The following is a 19054-nucleotide window of genomic DNA, read 5'->3' on the forward strand; positions in this document are numbered from 1 at the left end:
TGAGCGGCCAGATGGCCGACGCGTGCCTTATGCCGGGATTACGTCCACGATCTCGTAGGTGTCGGGATCGATGATCACGATGTCGTCGCGCACGAGGATGAAATCGTAGCCCTCGTATTCCGGCACGATCTCGACGATCGCGGGCGGCAGCCGGTGCAGGCTGACGGAGCGCGGGATGGCCGTACCGACCGCGAGCCCGAACGCCACGTCACGAAGCGGCGAGACGCCGAGCCGGGTGATCGAACCGCGGAACTCGGTGCGCTGGCGGGTGTCGAGCCGGTTGACCGCGCCGCGGGCCGAACCGCCGCCGCGGGCGCGCCGGGCACCGTCGCGACCACCCCGATCGCCCCGATCACCCGCCGCGCCGCGATCGCCGCGCTGGCCGGGGCCGGTCTCGTCGCGACCGCCGCGCTGCTCGGCCGGGCCGCCGTCGCGCCCGCCCCGCTCGCCGGCACCGGGATTGCCGCCCGGCCCGTTCCTGTCGGCAGCGCCGTTGCGCTCGCCGGGAGGACCGCCGGCCGGTCCGGGCCGGCCAGGCCCCTCGGCCCCGCGTGAGGCCGGACCGCCGGGCTCGGCGCCGCGCGCACCGCCTTCGGCGCCACCACCGCGCATCCCGCCGCCCTCGGCTCCGCCGGCACCCCCGCGCATGCCACCACCGCCGGCTCCGCCCGGTCCCGCGCCGCCGCCCGCCGCCGGGCCGGCACCGCCGCCGGGGCCGCCGGCGCCCGGACCGCCACCTCCGCCTGGACCACCCTGCGCGAAGGCCGTCGCCGCGCCGGCGATGAGAATGGCGACCGCCACCGTGTCCCTGAAGATCCGCGTCATGGCATTTCGTCCCGTTGTGGTTGAGGCGCCCACGGCACCCATGCCGGGCCGCAACGGGGTCCCGTGCGAAACCGTTCCGTCCCGCCCTGCCATAGGGGCCTGTGAGAAGTGACACAGGCAGCGACTGTCCCGGTCAAAGTCCGATCACGGACTTGCGATCACGATCGTCGCCTGTAACGTCGCGCTTATCGAAGAATAGGCCGGCTTGTTACCGGCCGATGAGCCGTGAGACGGAGACGCCATGTCCGCCTTGAGGGACGATACGATCGGTATCGCGCCGAGCGCCGCCGACGACGCCGCGGACCGCCGCCGTCGCATCTGGGCGATCGTCGGCTCATCCTCGGGCAATCTGGTCGAGTGGTACGACTTCTACTGCTACGCGTTCTTCGCGCTCTACTTCGCGCCCGCCTTCTTCCCGAAGGGCGATTCCACCAGCCAGCTCCTCCAGACCGCCGGCATCTTCGCGGTCGGCTTCTTCATGCGGCCCGTGGGCGGCTGGCTGTTCGGCCGCATCGCCGACCGGGTCGGGCGCCGGACCTCAATGGTCGTCTCGGTGCTGATGATGTGCTTCGGATCGCTGCTGATCGGCATCCTGCCGACCTACGAGCATGTCGGCACGCTCGCGCCCGTGTTGCTTCTGCTCGCGCGCATGCTCCAGGGCCTGTCGGTGGGTGGCGAGTACGGTACCTCGGCGACCTACATGAGCGAGGTGGCGATCAAGGGGAAGCGTGGGTTCTTCGCCTCGTTCCAGTACGTCACGCTGATCGGCGGGCAGTTGCTCGCCTCGCTGGTGCTGGTGCTGCTCCAGACCGTGATGACCGCGTCCGAGCTGACCGCCTGGGGCTGGCGCATCCCGTTCTTCATCGGCGCCGGGCTGGCGGTGGTGGCGCTCTATCTCCGGCGCTCGCTCGCCGAGACCAAGGAAGCCGGCGACAAGGAGACCGCCGGCACCTTCGCCGAGCTGTTCAAGCATTGGCGGGCGTTCTGCGTCGTCCTGGCCTACACGGCCGGCGGGTCCTTGAGCTTCTACACGTTCACGACCTACATGCAGAAGTATCTGGTCAACACCGCCGGCATGCCGAAGACGTCGGCGTCGCAGGTGATGACCGTCGTGCTGTTCGTCTACATGGCGATCCAGCCGCTGTTCGGCGCGCTGTCCGACAAGATCGGCCGCAAGGCGAACATGCTGCTCTATAGCGGTCTCGGCACACTCATGGTGGTGCCGCTGATGACGGCTTTGGGGACCAACAAGGATCCCTACCTGGCCTTCGCGCTGATCACGCTCGGCCTCTCGGTGGTGTCGTTCTACACCGGTATCAGTGGCATCGTGAAAGCCGAGCTGTTCCCGACCAACGTGCGGGCGCTGGGGGTCGGCCTGTCATACGCCCTGGCCAACGCCATGTTCGGCGGCACCGCCGAGTTCGTCGCCCTGTGGTTCAAGGACAACGGCATGGAGAGCACGTTCTTCTGGTACGTGACCGTGCTGATGGCGGTGGCCTTCGTGGGCTCGCTGATCATGCCGAACCCGAAGGTGCACGGCTACCTCGACGGCGCCGGCACGGTGGAAGAGGCGCTGGGCAAAAAGCGCCGCTTCGCCCACGCCTGACCGCGGTGGCCCGGCCGCTCGGAATGCGGCCGGGCCTTTTCCGATGACCGGCCTCCCGCCGGTCACGTGAGACATCGGCGGGAGGCTACCATGCTCAACCGTGCCGCCGCAGGCGCCCTGGCGCTGCTCTATCTCGGCGCCGCCCAACGCACCCAGGCCGACGAGTCCGGGCCGTTCAAGCCGACGCAGCCCTCCGGCTACTTCTTCGTCGGCGGCCGCTACGAGACGGCGAACGGCCGGACCACCGCCCTCGGGCAGATGTTCGTCGCATACCGCGCGCCGGAGCGGGTCACGCAGCCCTATCCGGTCGTGATGGTTCACGGCACGGCGCAAACCGGGACCAACTTCCTGGGCACGCCCGACGGACGGCCCGGCTGGGCGGACCGCTTCGCCGCCAAGGGGTTTGCGGTCTACGTGGTCGATCAGGTCGGGCGCGGCCGCTCGGGCGGCGACGCGGAGACATACGGACCCTACGCGCGCTTGCCGGCGGAGGATCTGGAGACGGTGTTCACCGGGCAGGAGCGGTCCGAACTCTACCCGCAGGCGAAGCTCCATACCCAATGGCCCGGCGGAGCGGGTCTGCGCGGCAATGCCGCCTTCGATCAGTTCTACCGCTCGCAGGTGCCCTACATCGCGAGCGCCCTGAGGAGCGAGGAGCTGGTCGATCCGGCGCTGATCGCGCTGCTCGAGAAGATCGGGCCGGCGATCGTGCTGACCCACTCGCAGGCCGGCGTGTTCGGCTGGGCGGTCTCGGACCAGCGGCCGGACCTCGTGAAGGCGCATGTCGCCGTCGAGCCGAACGGGCCGACCTTCTTCGACATCCGGTTCAAGGGCGGCACCGATTGGTACGAGCGGGTCGGTGACGCCCGGGCCCGCCCCTACGGGATCACCCGAGTGCCGCTGCATTTCGAGCCGCCGGTCAGCGGCCCGACGGACCTGACTGTGGTCCAGGCCGAGCGCCCGGCTGCTCCGGACCAGATCCGCTGCTGGCTACAGGCGGAGCCCGCCCGCACCCTGCCGAACCTCGCCAAGGTGCCGGCCGTGATCGTGACTGCGGAAGCCTCGTTCCGGGCGACCATGGACGATTGTACCGCCGCCTTCCTCACCCAGGCCGGAGCCAAGCCGGACCGGCTGGCCCTCGCCGAGCAGGGCATCCACGGCAACGGCCACATGATGATGCTGGAATCGAACAGCGATCAGGTGGCCGACGCGATCGTCGGGTGGATCGCGACGCGGATAGGCGCCGGCGCACCCCGGCCTTAACCCCCTGCTTACCCTCTGCCGCGAGGGTACGGCCCGTCATACGACGAGGCTTTGCATGACCGACATGACCGACACCGTGGGCGTCGCGGGCGACCGCATCCGCTCGATCATCGAGCGCGTGGAACGGCTGGAGGAGGAGATCAAGGACCTGATGGAGGCGAAGAAGGAGGTCTTCGCCGAGGCCAAGGGCGAAGGCCTGGACGTCAAGATCCTCAAGGAGATCCTGAAGATCCGCAAGCAGGACAAGGACGAGCGCGACGAGCACGAGACGCTGCTCGACGTCTACCTGCGGGCCATGGACGCGCCCGCCCCGGCCCCGATCAAGGCGGCCGCCTGACGGGATGGGAGGGGACGGCGCCCTGCGCGCCGTCCCGCCCTCAGCGGATCGGCTCGGCCGCCAGATAGGCGGCGAGGTTGCGCCGGATGCGATCGAGCGGCACTTCGCTCGGGTCGGGCAGCGCGAAACGCGCTCCGGTGATCGTCTCGTAGGCGCGGATGTAGACCGCGGCCGTCTCCAGGACGACCTCCGCCGGAATCTCGGGGATCGGGTCCTTGTAGGGATCGCAGCGGGCGACAACCCAATTGCGCACGAAGTCCTTGTCGAAGCTCTCCGGGGCGGAACCCGCGGCGAAACGCTCGGGATAGCTCGCGGCGAACCAGTACCGGCTGCTGTCCGGCGTGTGGATTTCGTCGGCGAGAACGATACGGCCCTCCGCGTCCGTGCCGAATTCGTATTTCGTGTCGGCCAGGATCAGCCCACGCTCGGCCGCCAGGTTCTGCCCGCGGGCGAACAGCGCCAAAGCGGCCTCTGAGACGGTCCGCCACTGCTCCGGACTGAGCAGGTTGCCCTCCAGGATCCCGGCTTCCGTCAGCGGCTCGTCGTGGCCCCCGTCGAACGCCTTGGTGGTGGGCGTGATGATGGGCTTCTCCAGGCGCTCGTTCGGCCGCATGCCGTCCGGGAAGCGATGCCCGTACATCTCCCGCTCGCCGGCCCGGTAGCGCGTCAGCACGGAGGTCGAGGTCGTGCCCGCGAGATAGCCGCGCACCACCACCTCCACCGGTAGAATCTCCAGGCGGCGTCCGACCACGACGTTCGGGTCCGGATAGGCGAGCACGTGGTTCGGGCAGAGATCGGCGGTGCGCTCGAACCAGTAGCGCGCGGTCTGCGTCAGCACCTGACCCTTGAACGGGATCGCGGCGAGCGCCCGGTCGAAGGCGCTGATCCGGTCCGAGGTGATCAGGATGCGCCGCCCGTCCGGCAGGTCGTAATTGTCCCTGACCTTGCCGCGGTAATGGTTCGGCAACTCGGGCAGGGTCGCCTCGCGCAGGACCTGAAGGGCGTGCGGGGCGAGATCTGCCGTGTTCATCGGACCGTTCCGTCAGGCTGCACGGCGACCGCGCCGCATCGCGTGTGTGCGCGGACGGGCCGGAGATTTCCAGTCCCTTCCCCGGGGCCGGAGCGCTCCGGGCCGATCGGTCAGGCCGCACGGACAGTGTGCAGGAAGCGTGCGACCTCGGCGGTGAGGTGCTCGGACTGGCGCGACAGCTCCGTGGCCGCGTCCAGAACCTGGGCCGCCGCGGCGCCGGTTTCCTCGGCGGCGCCAGCCACGCCGGCAATGTTGCTGGTCACCGTACCGGTGCCCTGCGCCGCCTGGGCGACGTTGCGGGCGATCTCCTGAGTCGCCGCACCCTGCTCTTCGACCGCCTCGGCGATCGACGTCGCCACACCGCTGATTTCCCGGATCCGTGCCGTGATCGCGCCGATGGCCGAGACGGCCTGGCCGGTCACGCCCTGGATCTGGCCGATCTGCTGACCGATTTCTTCGGTCGCCCTGGCGGTCTGCTCGGCGAGGGCTTTCACCTCGGAGGCGACCACCGCGAAGCCCCTCCCCGCTTCCCCGGCGCGAGCCGCTTCGATCGTCGCGTTCAAAGCCAGCAAATTGGTCTGGCCGGCGATGTCCGAGATCAGCTGCACCACATCGCCGATCCGGCCCGCAGCCTCGCTCAACGCCTGCACGAAGATCGCCGTCTGCCCGGCCTCGTCGACGGCATTGTTTGCGAGCTTGGCCGAGTCGTCCACCTGCCGCCCGATCTCCTGGACCGACGAGCCCAGCTCTTCGGCGGCAGCCGCCACGGTATTGACGTTGCTGGCCGCCTCGTCGGCTGCGGAGGCCGCGGCGCCGGATTGGGCCGAGGTCTGGTCGGCCATGGCCGACATCGCGCCGGCGGTGGCCTGCAGCTCGGTGGCCGAGGACGAGACCATGCCGATGATGCCGCCGACCGCATGCTCGAAGGCCTCGGCCATCTGGCGCATGCCGGCCTTGCGCTGCTCCTCGGCGGCAGCCCGCGCCTCTGCGGCCTCGGCCTCCAAGGCGCGGGTGCGGATCAGGTTGTCCTTGAACACCTGCACGGCCGCGGCCATCGCACCGATCTCGTTCTTCGTCTCCGTGTCGGGGACGCGGATCTCGGTGTCGCCGTTGGAAATCCGGCTCATCACCTGCGCCATCCGGCGGATCGGGAGCGACACCTTGCGGATGCACAGGACGATCACACCGGCACAGGTCGCGATCACGGCGAGACCGCACAGCAGGTAGACGTACAGGCGGATCCGCGCCGCCTCGATCCGCCGCTCGATCTGATCGGAAACCAGGTCGAACAGGCGCTCCCGCAATTCGATGATCGACCGCATCGCCGGCACATACTGCCCCCCGAAGTCCTGGACCGAGAGGTCGGAGGGGCGCCCGGCGAGGCTCTGCTCGACGATCCCGGCCGCGAGCCGCCGGCCGCCCTCGACGTACTTGGCCTGGAGCGTCCTCAGGAACTCGTCGACCCGCGCATCCTCGCCGATCTTGCCCCGCGCCAGGAGCATCTGCCGGATCTGGGCGTCGACCTGCCCGCTCAGGCGGTTGTACTGGCCGATCTCCCCGATGGTCATCGCCCGCTTGCCGACCAATGCCGGCGTGAACACCGAGCCGATCTGACCGGCGACATCGCGCAGTTCGGTGGCGGTCCGCGTCATCGTCAGCCAGGAGCCCAGACGTGAATCGGCCGTCACCGCCATCTCGTCCACGGCGTTCAGAGCGGAATCCAGGGTGGGGGGAACGGCGATCAGGGCGTCCACCACGCCGGCCACCTCATCCGGACGCCGCTGCGCCAGGGGCTGGCCCGTCAGGGCATCGACACGCCGGCGCGCTGCAGCGAGGAGACGCGTGGCGTCCGCCACGGCATCGGACGCCTGGACTTTCCACTGCGCCGGCAATGCGGACGTGACGGCTGTCGCGTCGCGCAAAGCCGCGTCGCTCAAGCCGCGGATTTCGGTAAGAGCCTGCTCGGTCGCGCTCGACAGGGGCCGCTCGCTCCCCAGAGCCGCGTTGGTCGGCCCACGCTCCTGCGAAATCCGCGTCGATGCTGCGAGAATCGTCCGAGATGTCGAAACGCCGATGCGGGCATCGACACTACTCTGATAATCACGGTCTTCTCTCACTATCACCTGACCGGTGACGGCCAAGCACACGGCGCTGATTGACGTCGTAAATAGAATAATCAATGTCGATATCTTCACAACACCCTCCCACTCAACAAAAGTGTTCGACATGCGGCAATGGCAATTCCATAACATTTAGAACGTTCATATAACACAGGAAATAATTCAAAATTGACGAGCAAGTTTCTCAAAATTAGTATGAAAGAGGAATGATTTATTACATCACGGACTTGAAATTTTCTGAGATATCATGTTATTCCAAATAGACGACTTGATCTAAAAATATAGCAAAATTATTCAATCTCGCGCATTAGATCATTGACCGGGTCGTCGATGTAAATGAATAGCTGGCTATAAAGACTGACGCGCGTGAATCGACTGTCGGTCGGTGCCTTGGAACGAGCGAACGCTCCGAACTCAGACCCGTCGCGCGAATCGTCCTGTCCGGCAGCACCGTCTTTTTCGGAGACCGGTGCCGGATCTTTCAGGATGCTGCCGTCATGGCGCGCCCTCGACAGATCACCCGCCTTTTCCCAAAGGCGACGCGCCCGATCGGACCTTCGCACCTCACGGGATCGAGCCTAAGAACGTGCCTTCAGCCACCTCGACGGCGAAGCGAAGCATCAATCCGACCGGCAAATGGCCCCGACACACGGTGATCTTGGCATCGCGGGATTCGGCCGTACCCGGGGACGCCATGCCGTCCGATACGACTTGATCGATGCCTGGGAAACTCTACGTTCCTTGAGGTCATCTGATACTTTCGTCCGATCAGCACAAGTATTTATGCCTTCCATCAATACTGTACGTTATTATACGGTACTTTCCGGTGAGTATCAGTCACTCGACTGTGGCAGAGGTGAAGTGTGGCTGCTATGGGGTGGCGGGATCGGCGCAGACCTTGAGCGCCGATGGCGGCGAGGCCCGGGGTGCTCGCCGGTCGGCGGAGGCGCGATGACGGGTACTCTTCACCAAACCGACAAGCATCCGTTCGTCCGCAAAATCGAAAGCATCGCCCTCTTCACACTCACGGACGACGAACGGGCGGCGCTTCTCGCCCTGCCCCTGCAGATGGTGCAGTTCGAGGCGTATCAGGACATCGTGCGCGAGGGCGATCGTCCCGCACGCTGCTTCGCGTTGTTCGAAGGGATCGCCTGCACCTACAAGACGACGCTGGGCGGCAAGCGGCAGGTCATGGCCTACCACGTCGCCGGCGACATACCCGACATCCAGAGCCTGCATCTTAAGGTCCTCGACATCAGCATCGGCACGGTCGGCCCGTGTCGGATCGGCTTCGTCCAGCACGATGCGGTGCGAGCATTGCTGCGTGCGTTTCCACGGTTGGGCGACGTCCTGTGGCGCGCGACGCTGATCGACGCCGCCATAGTTCGCGAGTGGATGCTCAACACCGGCCGGCGGGATGCCTATGCTCGCATGGCCCATCTGTTTTGCGAGCTGGTGACGCGCCTGGGCGTCGTCGGCCTCGCCCCGGATCGGAGCTGCGAGATGCCGATGATCCAGCCTGAGCTGGCGGATGCCCTCGGGATCACGCCGGTCCACGTCAACCGCACGATCCGCGACCTGAAGGAAGCCGGATTGATCACGCTTCGCAGCCGGCGCCTGATCGTCCACGACTGGGACGGGTTGAAGGCGGCGGCCGAGTTCGACCCGGCCTACCTGCACCTCACCGAACCGGACCCGGCCTGAATCCCGCCGAAGCCGGACTCAGTTCATCTGCGTCCGGCGCATGCGCCACTCCTGCTCGGCGAGCTTGCGACCGAGATCAAGCAGGAGCGCTTCCGCCCGGGCCTTGAGGGCCGGGTCCTGCAACTCGCAGATCGCCCGATGCGCCGCCATGGCGAAGTCGGCGGCGCGCTCCAGCGGCGGCTCGGGCTCATGAAATTCGGTCGTCTCGACGGCGCCCATCGTGGCCTCGCCCATCCGCACGTCGGTGATGTCGACGATGATCCCGCGGCCGCTGACCGGCTGCCCTCTGTGGTTGTGCAGGAAGCGGCCCCGGCCCAGCACCCAGCGGGTGATGCCGTCGGCCGAGCAGACCCGATACTCGATGACGTAGAGCCCGCTATCGCGGCCGCCCCTGCGGATATGCGCCTGGACCCGGTCTCGATCCTCCGGGTGGATGCTGGCGAGGAAAGCGTCGAGGGGCAGGCCCGCCTCGGCCTCCTCTGGATCGACGTTGAACAGCAGCGCCACGAACAGGTCGGCCTGGATGCTATCCGAGGCGGCATCCCACGACCAAGTGCCGATCACATCCAGGGCGTCGAGCGCGCCTTGAAACGCCGCCGCACAAGTCCGGTATTCGGAGAACTTCGGTTTTGGCATGCAGGGTCTGGTTCCGGACCGGAATCGAACCGGGTTTAGGCCATCACGTCACAACTTCAAGAAGAATATATGCATCTCACCGCAACTTTTGCGTGATTGTGACGCGTGGCGCCTGCCCGGCCTCGCCGACGTGAGGACCGACCTCCGGTCCCATACCGGCGCCGACGCGCCGGAAGGTTCTACGCCGCGTCTGCCGGACAGGTTTCGCGATGATCGAGAGGCTATCGCCGTCACCGTGCGCCGGTCCCAGTGCTCGGCCGGGCCAGACGCTCCGCCTCCGCTCGCCAGGAATCGCGCTCGGCCTGAACCGCCTCGATCCGGGCGTGCAGATGGCCGGCATCGATCGCCGTTTCCATCAGCATGTCCTGGGCGGCGGCCAATTGCGCGCGCAGCTCGGCATTCTCGGTGGCCAGGGCCAGGAGGAGAGCGGCCACGTCATCGCCCATCCATGTGCCCCGGCTCCCACTTCCGAGCGGGCGCATCTACCCGTGCCGGGGGCCGGCCACAACCGTATCCGGCAAACTATTCCCGGGTGGGCCGCGTGGGACACGATCGGCAAACCGCACGGCGGCCGTTCAGCCCTCGATCACCCGCTCGTCGAGCTTGCGGTCGACGATCTGGACCGTGCGGTCGATCTCGGCGTCCGGAGTTCCGAGCTGGTGCGAGATCAGCTTCACCAGCAGGTCGACGCGCTCGATGAACGGTGTGCCGTTCGCAACCGCCCGGGCGGCCGAGGACGGCTTGAGCAGGCTCTCGGCAGCCTTGGCGTATTTCTCGAAGGGCACCTGATCCTGCGGATCGGCGCCCAGGCTCCGGGCGATGCCATCCACATGCTCGTAGATGGCCCGGGACTTGGCGAGATCGCCATGCACGGCGTCGCGGATCGATTGCGGCTCCTGCGGCGTGATGCACCGGTAATTGCCGGTGAGCAGCATCGACCATTTCGCCAGCGGGACGAACAGCGAATCGAACACCTTGAGCTTCACCGGCACGTCCTGGCCATCGAGGCGCACGGCGTCGATGTCGGCCTCCAGCTCGCGCAGCAGCCGGTTATGCGCCTCGTCCGCGAAGGTCGCGGCCTTGAAGTTGGTCGGCAGGCCGACATGGAGCACGTTCGCCCCCTCGTCCGGCGGACGGAACGCCTGGGGATCCGGGGAACACAGGGAGACCAGCCCAGGCTCGAACCGGTCCCAGACGCCGGCATTGGTGTAGGCGTCCTCGAGGTCCATCGCGGCCAGGGCCGGGATCCGCTTGAGATACGAGAGCGGCGGCATGTTCATGATCGACAGGCACGGCAGCTTCGCCGCCGCGATCTTGATCATCAGCACCCGGATCGTGTGGTTGTTGTACTGCGGCTCCTGCATTGCGAGGCCGACCAGATCGTAGCGCGACGGGTCGATATCCTCCGGCGGCGCGGCGTCTAGGGTGCCGGGCAGGTCGCGCGACAGGATGGCGCGATGGTTCGGCTCGTCCCGCAGCTTGATGCGGACTTCGGTCCCCTCCTGGTTGATCAGGTCCGCGGTCTTCCGGCGGCAGACCAGGGTCACGTCGTGCCCGGCCATCAGGAGCTTGGTCGCCAGCAGGGAGCCGTACGAGGCCCCCAGGATCAGGATGTTGCGGGGCATGCTTCGACTCCCAAGGTCCGTCTTCGTCTTGTCCTGCGGCGAACCCGTATGGCGTACGGGTTCAGGCTTTCCGCATGGCGGCGCCGGCCGTGTGTTCGGCAGCGTAGCGAAGCTTGTCCTGGGATGCCACTCGCCTGGCATACCAAAAAATTTGACCGCTCCGGTGAGTTGGATTTTTGTTCGGTGATCGATCGCTTTGCCCCGACCGGGCGGCTTACGGGCGTGACCCGTTACCGGCTGTCAGGCGTGAGGCTTCCGGAGCCAGGTTGTTGCAATGACCCGGCGATGCACGATCGAGCCGTCAGCCTCGAAGGGATGATCTAAGATACAACTCGCCCGGACGGCACACCGTACGAAGCGCCGGATCGAGCAGGACGCAAAACGTCCGCTCTCCGCGCCTGGGCGTGTCAATCTCGCGGGGGAGTTTTACTTCAGCACCATCCACCGCTCAGCGGGATGATGGTGCCCAGGGGCGGAATCGAACCACCGACACTGCGATTTTCAGTCGCATGCTCTACCAACTGAGCTACCTGGGCGTCGCCCGCGCCGCTGTGGGCCTCGGACGCCGCGGGGTATAGTCAGGAGTCTGGGGCCTGTCCAGCCTTGCCGTGACATCGACGTGACGAAGACGGCGGAAAAATTTCAGCGCTCCTGATCCGGCTCCGGGGGCGGCGCGTCTGGATCGAGTTCCTCCGGAATCGCGTAGCGCTCGTTCAGCCAGCGGCCGAGATCGACATCGGCGCAGCGCTGCGAACAGAACGGCCGGAAGTCGTCGGCCTCGGGCCGCCGGCAGATCGGGCAGGCCGGGCGGCGCTCTCGGAGAATGGGCAACTCGATCATGCGAGGCTGCCCCAGGCGGCCCGGACCGGATAGCCCTCGCCGTCGAGCAGGCTCAGGGTCTCGTATAGGGGCAGGCCGACCACGGCGCTGTACGAGCCGACGAGCTTCACCACGAAGGCGCCGGCCAGGCCCTGGATCGCGTAGCCGCCCGCCTTCCCGCGCCATTCGCCCGAGGCGAGATAGCCCTGGATGTCGCGGCCGGAGAGGCGCTTGAACCGCACGCGGGTCTCGACGATCCGCTCCCGCCGTCCGTTCGGCGACAGCAGGCAAATCGCGGTGAAGACCCGGTGCGGCCGTCCGGAGAGGAGGCGCAGGCAATCGGCTGCCTCGTCCGGCCCCTCGGCCTTCGGCAGGACACGGCGGCCGACCGCCACCACCGTGTCGGCGGCGAGCAGCCAGGTCGGGATCGTCCGGTCCTGGTGATGCAGCGCGGCCTCCGCGGCGGCGAGCTTGGTGCGGGCGAGGCGCCGGGCCAAGTCGCGCGGCGGTTCGGCCTTGCGCGGCGTCTCGTCGATGTCGGCGGGCAGCAGCGAATCCGGCTCGATGCCGATCTGCTGCAGCAGCGCCAGGCGGCGCGGCGAGCCGGAGGCGAGCACGAACCGGGTGGCCGGCCCCTGCGCCGGGCCGATCGCTTCAGGTGTGGCGTCCATGGTGTTCCGCTCGCACGTTCGGCCGAGCCCGCCCCGCAATGCGGATGATCGCGCGCGGGGCGCGGCGTATCCCCGCTCCGCCGGGACCGTCTCGATCTCTGCCGCCTGATAAGGGATGGGGTCCGGCTTGTGAACCGGACGCCCCGCACCGGTCGAGGCCTGCGATCGCCCAGCTATTGAGGCGGATAGAGCACCTCGGCAAGAGTCTGTCGGCCCAAGAACAGCCAAATCCACCATCCAATTGGACATTGTCCGTCTGGCAAGGCTTTGTGTCGCCGGCTCAAGAAGACGTAAAGGTTTGGCACAGATCCGTAACGCGGCATTAACCAAACCGGGCGGACAGTGCCGGTATCGAAACGGGATCGATTCCGATGCTGAACGCTGATCCGCTCGTGGCACGCCCGAAGCTCGTGAATGCGGCACTCCTCGCCCGCGCTCTCGACGGCCTGAGGCCGCAGGTCAGATCCTCGGCCGAGATGTGGCAGGCGCTGACCGACCACTACGTCGTCGATCTCGATGCCGTGGCGGCCCTTCTCCCGGCCGTCGAGCCGGAGACCCAGTGGCTTTCGACCCGCGACTGAGCCCGGCGAGATTAATCGCTTCGCAATATCCGTCGCGGCTGGCACGCCGCATGCTTTGCGATTTAGGAATAGGCGAGGAACCACCCAGGCAACGACAACGCGGCGGCTCGGACGCCAAGAGCACCCCGCGGACCTTTCGATCCATCGAAGCCGAGGTCCGTCATGTCCGAATTGCTGTCCGTTGCCTTGATTTGTGCCGGCACCCTGCTGGCGCAGGATTGCTCCCGCGATACCGCCCTCGACATCATCGTCGCGCCCGCCCACTCGCCGATGGAGTGCCTGATGCACGCCCAGACCATGGCGGCTCAGGCAGGGCTGCCCGGCGGCGGCGATCGCTACCTCAAGATCGCCTGCGAGCATCGCCGGACCGAGGCCGAGCCCGTCCCGGTCATGCGCCGCGCCTCATGAGGCGGACGGACCTTTCCCCGAACCGGATGTTTGGCTGACGGCACCGTCCGGCCCCGCGGGCCGGCACAGTCTAGAGTTGGTGCATCAAAGCCACGGCCCTCGCTTTCCTGTGGGACTCAGTCTTTTGGACAGTTGCGACCTTAGGGCGGTGGGCCGATGCTCGCCGGCCATGCTGATGCATCTCCCATCCCGGCATCCGCCCAAGTTTGCCGTCCCGATCGCCCGCGTGCCGGGCCGGGCGCCCGCGAGTGCCCGCCCGATGCTGTACGATGCGTTCGACCTGCAGACCGACCTCGCCGCCCAGACCCGGGCGTGGGGCCGGATGTTGAACGACGCGTGGTCGCCCTGGATCCGCTGGAGCGAGCCGGCCCGATGGATGTCGGCCAACGCCCGCATGATGATGCGTGCGGGCCTGACCTTCGCCCGGCCCGCCTACGGGATCGAATCGGTCACCGTCGGCAACCGGAGCGTGCCGGTCAGCGAGGAGGCTGTGACGGTCACGCCGTTCGGGACCCTGCTGCACTTCAAGAAGGACATCCATACCGAGCAGCCCAAGGTGCTGCTGGTCGCGCCGTTGTCGGGCCACTTCGCGACCCTGCTGCGCGCCACCGTGCGCGTGATGCTGCCCGATCACGACGTCTACATCACCGACTGGCACAACGCCCGGGACGTCCCCTTGTCGGCGGGCCGGTTCGGGTTCGACGAGTATGTCGCGCACCTGATCCAGTTCCTCCAGGTCATGGGCGAGGGATCGCACGTGGTGGCGGTCTGCCAGCCGACCGTGCAGGCGCTGGTCGCCGCCGCCGTCATGGCCCAGGCGAAGGATGCGGCCGCTCCGCGTAGCATGACCCTGATGGCCGGGCCGGTGGATTGCCGGATCAACCCGACCGGCGTGAACGAGCTCGCGACCTCGAAGCCGATCGAGTGGTTCGAGAAGAACCTCATCGCCACGGTCCCGGCCCGACACAAGGGCGCCGGCCGCAGGGTCTATCCGGGCTTCGTGCAGGTCTCGGCGTTCATGTCGATGAACACCAAGCGCCACGTCCAGGGCCATTCCGACCTGTTCTGGCACATGGCCAACGGCGAGGACGACAAGGCCGAGGCGATCGAGACCTTCTACGACGAGTATTTCGCGGTCCTCGACCTGGCGGCGGAGTTCTACCTGGAGACGGTCAAGACCGTGTTCCAGGACTACACCCTCGCCAAGAACGAGCTGCGCTATTGCGGCGAGCCGATCGATCTGGGGGCGATCCGCCGCACGGCGCTGATGACCGTCGAGGGCGAGCGCGACGACATCTGCGCCCCCGGCCAGACCATGGCGGCGCACGACCTCTGTACCGGGCTCGCCCCCTACATGCGGACCCACCACCTCCAGGCCGGCGTCGGCCATTACGGCGTCTTCGCCGGCAAGCGCTGGGAGACGCAGATCTACCCGCAGGTGCGGAATTTCATCCAGGCGCATAACTGAGCGACCGCTTGCCTCTCGGTCGCGCCGATTTGACCCGCCGACCGGCGCGGCCCACCATGCTAGCCTCTGGTTGTCGGGGCCCGGATCCTTCCGGGCGCCCCTGACACATTCCTCGGCGTGAGGCGGAACGGTCGGCGTGGACGACAGGGACGGCTTCGGCAACGCGACCGGCACGACCGGCACCGACACGGGACAGGCTGCCGCCGCGCGGCTCGACCGGCTCGTCGCCCAGGCGCGGGTGGCATCCCTGTGGGAGCAGGCCTGGCCGGTACTCTGGCGTGGGCTTGGCGTCCTGCTGCTGTTTCTCGCCCTGTCCTGGGCCGGCCTCTGGCTCGATCTCGCCCCGCTCTGGCGCCAGATCGGGCTGGCCGTGCTGGCCCTCCTGCTGGTCGTCTCGCTCCTGCCCTTGGTGCATCTCGCGCGGCCGGATCGCCGGATCGCCCTGGCTCGGCTGGACCGGGAAGCGGCGGCGCGTGATCCGGCGCTCCGCCATGGCCCCGCCTCGGCGGCGCAGGATTCGCTGGCGGTCGGCGCCGGCGATCCGGGCAGCCGGACCCTCTGGGCGCTGCACCAGCGCCGGGCTGCCCAGGCGGTCGCTTCCCTCAAGGTCGGGCTGCCGCGCCCCGGCATGACCCGGCGCGACCCCTACGCCCTGCGCGCCGGGATGGTGGTCGCCGCGGTCGCCAGCCTGTTCGTGGCCAGCCCCGAATGGCGGGACCGGCTCGGCGCCGCGTTCGACTGGCACGAGCCGGTCGCTCCGGGGCCGAACTTCCGCGTCGACGGCTGGATCGATCCGCCGCTCTACACGAGGCTGCCGCCGCTCCTGATCGCCATGGATGGCAGTGACCAGCACCTGCGGGCGCCGGTCAATGCACAGCTGATCGTGCGGATCGCGGGCCAGGGCCGAGCGGCGGCGAACACGACGTTGACGCCCAATGCCGGACTCACGCCGATCCCGGGGCAGGACCAGCGCCCCGACCTGCGCGAGGAGCGCTACCGGATCGTCGGCGGCGCCGAACTGGTGATCGTCACCCCGGCCGGGCGCCAGCGCCTGACCGTGGAGGCGATCCCGGACAAGCCGCCGGAGGTGACGGCCGTGGGCGGTCCGGAGATGAACGGCCGCGGCACCTTCAACCTGACGTACCGGGCCAAGGACGATTACGGAATCAGTTCCGCCGAAGGCGTGATCGAGCCGATGAAAACCGGCCGCTCGCTGGCGCCGATCCCGCGGATCAACCTGGCGCTGCCGGCCGACGCCTCGGGTGAGACCGACACCAAGACCCTGGTCGACCTCACCGACAGCCCGTGGTCGGGCGCCCGCGTCCGCTACCAGATCGTCGTCAAGGACGAGGCCGGCCAGGAAGGGCGCACGCCAGTCTCCGAGATCACGCTGCCGGCTCGGCCGTTCCGGGATCCCCTGGCACGGGCGCTCGCGGAGGATCGCCGCCGCCTGGTGACGGCGCCCGACACCGACCGCCTCTGGGTCCAGGGCGCCCTCGACGCGCTGCTGGTCGCGCCCGACATGTTCACGCCGCAGCCGCCGGTGTTCCTCGGTCTCAGAACCGCCACTGAGCGCCTGCGCAAGGCCAAGACCGATGCCGACCTCATCGACGTCGCCGATCTCCTCTGGGAGATGGCCCTCAAGATCGAGGACGGCGATTTGTCGGATGCCGAAAAGCAGCTGCGGCAGGCCCAGGATCGGCTCAAGGAGGCGATCGAGCGCAACGCCCCCGACGACGAGATCAAGCGCCTGACGCAGGACCTCAAGCAGGCCCTCGACAAGTTCCTCTCGCAGATGGCCGAGAAGCAGAGCCACCAGCCCCGCGATCCGGGCGAGAAGAGCCAGAACAACCAGCAATCGAAGACGGTCACGCCCAAGGATCTCGACAAGATGATCCAGGACATGGCCGAAGCGATGAAGCGCGGCGACACCGCCGAGGCGCAGCGCCTGATGGAGCAGCTGCGCAACATCCTGGAGAACCTGCAGACCGCGGAGAAGGGCGGCAAGTCCGATCAGGCCAGCCGCGAGATGCAGAAGCAAATGCGCGACCTCGACGCCATGGCGCGCGAGCAGCAGGGCCTGCGCGACGAGACGTTCAAGGATGGGCAGGAGCCGCAAGGCGGCCAGCGCCCGTCGAATCGCGGACAGCAGCAGCAGCAAGGCCAGCAAGGTAGCCGGGGCCAACAGGGCCGGCCGCAGCAGGGACAGGGCAAGCAAGGCCAAGGGAAACAGGGCCAAGGGCAGCAAGGCCAAGGTCAGCAGGGTGAGGGACAGCAGGGCAATGTCGGCGACCGCCAGCAGGCGCTGCGCCAGCGCCTGGAGGACCTCGAGCAGCGCATGAAGGAGAACGGCATGCGCGGCGAGCAGGGCCTCTCCGACGCGGAAGATGCCATGCGCGAGGCCGAGAACGCCCTGAAGCAGGGCGATGCCGACGAGGCGGTCGACGCCCAGGGCCGCGCGCTCGAAGGGCTCAAGAAGGGCGCCGAGGGCATGGCGCAGCAGATGCAGGAAATGGCCGAGGGCCAGGACGAAGGCCAGCAGGAAGGCGGCCAGCAGCCGGGGCAGCAGGGTCAGGCCGGCGCCCGCGACGACGACCCGCTCGGGCGCCCTACCAAGGGCCGCGACATGAGCGACGGCCGCGTCCGGGTCCCGACCGCCGACGAATCCGCCGTCCAGCGTGCGCGCCGCATCATGGAAGAGTTGCGGCGCAAGCTTGGCGACCCGACCCGGCCGAGGGAGGAGCTCGACTATTTCGAGCGCCTGCTCCGGCGCAACTGAGGGCGCGCCCTATCTCACTCTCGTGACACGCCCCTAGGCGCCGAACCGGCTTTCCGTGACGGCGCGTCGAACGCCCATCGTCTCGTCAAGCGGCGGCGCGCCGGATCACGGCGCCCGTCGGATTCGGATCCCTCCCGTCATGTCGTCCAATCTGCTCGTCTTCGTCGCCTGCGCGGCGGTCGCCGTGATCCTGCTGTTCGGCCTCGCCAACATGATGCGGGGCGGCAACGCCAACCTCTCCCAGAAACTGATGCGCCTGCGCGTGCTGCTCCAGTTCGTGGCGATCTTGATCATCATGGGCGTCGTCTGGTGGCGCTCGGCCTGAACGAGGCCTTCCGAACGCGGAAACCATCCTTCGGAACGGCGCCGCACTGTGTCCGTCCCGCCGCACCCCGCGCCTTTCGCGGGCGACCGGGATGAATTGGCCGCTGGCGTGAGTGGGGCTCGTGCTACGCTCGGGTGAGCCAATTCGCCAAGCCTAACCGGCCGAGCCCCATGATTGCCGCCCTCCGTATCTGCACCGTCAGCCTCATCACCGGTGCGGCGATCCTGCCGGCCTTCGCGGCCGATGCGCCCCCGCTGCCGGCGGCCTACGCGGCACCGGCCCAGCCACTCAGCATCGTGTCGGAGGTGCGCATCGGCGGCGCGGTGCAGGATCCGGGCAGCGCCGAGGGCAAGCTCCCGGGCTTCAGCAAGGCCAACGTCAACGGCGAGATCCTGTTCGCCAAGCCGCAGGTCAGCGCCGATCCGTTCTGGCAGGCCTTCGTGCCGCGTCCGACCGTGGGCGGCAGCTACAACACCGGCGGCCGGACCAGCTACGCCTATCTCGGCGCCACCTGGACCGTGGACATCTTCCCCGAGACCTTGGGCCGGCGCGTCTTCCTCGACGGCTTCTTCGGCGGCGTCGCCCATAACGGCTATACCGGACCGAAGGCGCAGACGCCCTACGGCTTCAACACGCTGGGCTGCTCGCCGATGTTCCGCGAGGCGGCGGCGCTCGGCTACCGCCTGACCGAACATTGGAGCGTCATGGCCACGGTCGAGCACATGTCCAATGCCGGTCTCTGCGCGAATAACCGCGGCCTGACCAATTTTGGCGGCAAGATCGGCTACACGTTCTGAGATTCAGGCCGATTGCGCCGTCAGCAGAACGGCCTTACGCCCTAGCGTTCACGGGGTCGC

At 67.9% G+C, this 19054-nt stretch carries 19 protein-coding genes and 1 tRNA gene; 10 read left to right on the forward strand and 10 right to left on the reverse strand.

The window, feature by feature from the left end:
• Nucleotides 1-27 precede the first annotated feature (27 nt).
• Nucleotides 28-825 carry a DUF1236 domain-containing protein gene (locus MKL20_RS24345; RefSeq protein ID WP_244038835.1) on the reverse strand — a complete coding sequence of 266 codons (798 nt, stop codon included), beginning with the start codon at nt 823-825 and terminating at the stop codon, nt 28-30.
• 241 nt (nt 826-1066) lie between these two features.
• Here MKL20_RS24345 and MKL20_RS24350 point away from each other — a divergent pair, with 241 nt between their 5' ends.
• The 3 genes from MKL20_RS24350 (at nt 1067) to MKL20_RS24360 (ending at nt 4031) form a co-directional block, all read left to right on the forward strand.
• On the forward strand, nt 1067-2431 hold the full coding sequence (locus tag MKL20_RS24350) for an MFS family transporter (RefSeq protein ID WP_244038836.1): 1365 nt from the start codon (nt 1067-1069) through the stop codon (nt 2429-2431).
• A 90-nt stretch (nt 2432-2521) separates the two neighbouring features.
• Nucleotides 2522-3694 (forward strand): alpha/beta hydrolase, encoded by a 1173-nt coding sequence (locus MKL20_RS24355; protein WP_244038837.1) that lies wholly within the window; start codon nt 2522-2524, stop codon nt 3692-3694.
• A 55-nt stretch (nt 3695-3749) separates the two neighbouring features.
• Nucleotides 3750-4031, forward strand: a complete 282-nt coding sequence (locus tag MKL20_RS24360; protein ID WP_058193308.1) for a DUF2312 domain-containing protein — start codon at nt 3750-3752, stop codon at nt 4029-4031.
• Between the two features lie 40 nt (nt 4032-4071).
• Here MKL20_RS24360 and MKL20_RS24365 read toward each other — a convergent pair whose 3' ends face one another.
• The 3 genes from MKL20_RS24365 to MKL20_RS24375 all read right to left on the reverse strand — a co-directional run bounded on the left by MKL20_RS24365 (nt 4072) and on the right by MKL20_RS24375 (nt 7744).
• Nucleotides 4072-5061: a phosphoribosylaminoimidazolesuccinocarboxamide synthase gene (locus tag MKL20_RS24365; RefSeq protein ID WP_244038838.1), complete on the reverse strand. Its 990-nt coding sequence runs from the start codon at nt 5059-5061 to the stop codon at nt 4072-4074.
• 110 nt (nt 5062-5171) lie between these two features.
• Complete coding sequence (locus MKL20_RS24370; protein ID WP_244038839.1) at nt 5172-6998, reverse strand: methyl-accepting chemotaxis protein; 1827 nt, start codon at nt 6996-6998, stop codon at nt 5172-5174.
• 473 nt (nt 6999-7471) lie between these two features.
• Nucleotides 7472-7744 carry a hypothetical protein gene (locus MKL20_RS24375; protein ID WP_243961600.1) on the reverse strand — a complete coding sequence of 91 codons (273 nt, stop codon included), beginning with the start codon at nt 7742-7744 and terminating at the stop codon, nt 7472-7474.
• Nucleotides 7745-8132: 388 nt separating this feature from the next.
• On the opposite strand from MKL20_RS24375, the gene MKL20_RS24380 reads away from it, so the two are divergent.
• Complete coding sequence (locus MKL20_RS24380) at nt 8133-8885, forward strand: Crp/Fnr family transcriptional regulator (RefSeq protein ID WP_243961649.1); 753 nt, start codon at nt 8133-8135, stop codon at nt 8883-8885.
• Between the two features lie 18 nt (nt 8886-8903).
• On the opposite strand, the gene MKL20_RS24385 is transcribed toward MKL20_RS24380, so the two are convergent.
• The 6 genes from MKL20_RS24385 to MKL20_RS24410 all read right to left on the reverse strand — a co-directional run bounded on the left by MKL20_RS24385 (nt 8904) and on the right by MKL20_RS24410 (nt 12636).
• Nucleotides 8904-9521, reverse strand: a complete 618-nt coding sequence (locus MKL20_RS24385) for a PAS domain-containing protein (protein WP_244038840.1) — start codon at nt 9519-9521, stop codon at nt 8904-8906.
• 230 nt (nt 9522-9751) lie between these two features.
• The gene (locus MKL20_RS24390) at nt 9752-9967 is read right to left on the reverse strand and encodes a hypothetical protein (protein WP_244038841.1); all 216 of its coding nucleotides are present in this window, start codon (nt 9965-9967) and stop codon (nt 9752-9754) included.
• A gap of 129 nt (nt 9968-10096) precedes the next feature.
• On the reverse strand, nt 10097-11146 hold the full coding sequence (locus MKL20_RS24395; protein ID WP_244038842.1) for a ketopantoate reductase family protein: 1050 nt from the start codon (nt 11144-11146) through the stop codon (nt 10097-10099).
• Between the two features lie 460 nt (nt 11147-11606).
• A tRNA-Phe gene (locus tag MKL20_RS24400) sits at nt 11607-11682 on the reverse strand.
• 106 nt (nt 11683-11788) lie between these two features.
• Nucleotides 11789-11986, reverse strand: a complete 198-nt coding sequence (locus tag MKL20_RS24405) for a DNA gyrase inhibitor YacG (protein ID WP_243961586.1) — start codon at nt 11984-11986, stop codon at nt 11789-11791.
• Complete coding sequence (locus MKL20_RS24410; RefSeq protein ID WP_243961584.1) at nt 11983-12636, reverse strand: Maf-like protein; 654 nt, start codon at nt 12634-12636, stop codon at nt 11983-11985. Before MKL20_RS24410 ends, MKL20_RS24405 begins: the two co-directional genes overlap by 4 nt.
• A gap of 371 nt (nt 12637-13007) precedes the next feature.
• On the opposite strand from MKL20_RS24410, the gene MKL20_RS24415 reads away from it, so the two are divergent.
• The 6 genes from MKL20_RS24415 (at nt 13008) to MKL20_RS24440 (ending at nt 18994) form a co-directional block, all read left to right on the forward strand.
• Nucleotides 13008-13217, forward strand: coding sequence for a hypothetical protein (locus tag MKL20_RS24415; RefSeq protein WP_244038843.1), 210 nt, complete (start codon nt 13008-13010; stop codon nt 13215-13217).
• A 162-nt stretch (nt 13218-13379) separates the two neighbouring features.
• The gene (locus tag MKL20_RS24420; RefSeq protein WP_244038844.1) at nt 13380-13625 is read left to right on the forward strand and encodes a hypothetical protein; all 246 of its coding nucleotides are present in this window, start codon (nt 13380-13382) and stop codon (nt 13623-13625) included.
• A 259-nt stretch (nt 13626-13884) separates the two neighbouring features.
• Nucleotides 13885-15093: a polyhydroxyalkanoate depolymerase gene (locus tag MKL20_RS24425; protein WP_244038972.1), complete on the forward strand. Its 1209-nt coding sequence runs from the start codon at nt 13885-13887 to the stop codon at nt 15091-15093.
• 136 nt (nt 15094-15229) lie between these two features.
• On the forward strand, nt 15230-17872 hold the full coding sequence (locus MKL20_RS24430) for a TIGR02302 family protein (RefSeq protein WP_244038845.1): 2643 nt from the start codon (nt 15230-15232) through the stop codon (nt 17870-17872).
• Between the two features lie 139 nt (nt 17873-18011).
• Nucleotides 18012-18197: a twin transmembrane helix small protein gene (locus MKL20_RS24435; RefSeq protein WP_243961574.1), complete on the forward strand. Its 186-nt coding sequence runs from the start codon at nt 18012-18014 to the stop codon at nt 18195-18197.
• 170 nt (nt 18198-18367) lie between these two features.
• Complete coding sequence (locus tag MKL20_RS24440) at nt 18368-18994, forward strand: acyloxyacyl hydrolase (protein ID WP_244038846.1); 627 nt, start codon at nt 18368-18370, stop codon at nt 18992-18994.
• Nucleotides 18995-19054 lie beyond the last annotated feature (60 nt).

Source organism: Methylobacterium sp. E-066 (genome assembly GCF_022829635.1).
GTDB lineage: Bacteria > Pseudomonadota > Alphaproteobacteria > Rhizobiales > Beijerinckiaceae > Methylobacterium.

Bases quoted from the DNA above. Each gene is read 5' to 3' on its own strand.
- MKL20_RS24440 (WP_244038846.1), top strand. From the start codon at position 18,368: ATGATTGCCGCCCTCCGTATCTGCACCGTCAGCCTCATCACCGGTGCG.
- MKL20_RS24360 (WP_058193308.1), top strand. From the start codon at position 3,750: ATGACCGACATGACCGACACCGTGGGCGTCGCGGGCGACCGCATCCGC.
- MKL20_RS24415 (WP_244038843.1), top strand. From the start codon at position 13,008: ATGCTGAACGCTGATCCGCTCGTGGCACGCCCGAAGCTCGTGAATGCG.
- MKL20_RS24380 (WP_243961649.1), top strand. From the start codon at position 8,133: ATGACGGGTACTCTTCACCAAACCGACAAGCATCCGTTCGTCCGCAAA.
- MKL20_RS24405 (WP_243961586.1), bottom strand. From the start codon at position 11,986: ATGATCGAGTTGCCCATTCTCCGAGAGCGCCGCCCGGCCTGCCCGATC.
- MKL20_RS24345 (WP_244038835.1), bottom strand. From the start codon at position 825: ATGACGCGGATCTTCAGGGACACGGTGGCGGTCGCCATTCTCATCGCC.
- MKL20_RS24355 (WP_244038837.1), top strand. From the start codon at position 2,522: ATGCTCAACCGTGCCGCCGCAGGCGCCCTGGCGCTGCTCTATCTCGGC.
- MKL20_RS24350 (WP_244038836.1), top strand. From the start codon at position 1,067: ATGTCCGCCTTGAGGGACGATACGATCGGTATCGCGCCGAGCGCCGCC.
- MKL20_RS24395 (WP_244038842.1), bottom strand. From the start codon at position 11,146: ATGCCCCGCAACATCCTGATCCTGGGGGCCTCGTACGGCTCCCTGCTG.
- MKL20_RS24385 (WP_244038840.1), bottom strand. From the start codon at position 9,521: ATGCCAAAACCGAAGTTCTCCGAATACCGGACTTGTGCGGCGGCGTTT.
- MKL20_RS24420 (WP_244038844.1), top strand. From the start codon at position 13,380: ATGTCCGAATTGCTGTCCGTTGCCTTGATTTGTGCCGGCACCCTGCTG.
- MKL20_RS24365 (WP_244038838.1), bottom strand. From the start codon at position 5,061: ATGAACACGGCAGATCTCGCCCCGCACGCCCTTCAGGTCCTGCGCGAG.
- MKL20_RS24435 (WP_243961574.1), top strand. From the start codon at position 18,012: ATGTCGTCCAATCTGCTCGTCTTCGTCGCCTGCGCGGCGGTCGCCGTG.
- MKL20_RS24390 (WP_244038841.1), bottom strand. From the start codon at position 9,967: ATGGGCGATGACGTGGCCGCTCTCCTCCTGGCCCTGGCCACCGAGAAT.
- MKL20_RS24410 (WP_243961584.1), bottom strand. From the start codon at position 12,636: ATGGACGCCACACCTGAAGCGATCGGCCCGGCGCAGGGGCCGGCCACC.
- MKL20_RS24425 (WP_244038972.1), top strand. From the start codon at position 13,885: ATGCTGTACGATGCGTTCGACCTGCAGACCGACCTCGCCGCCCAGACC.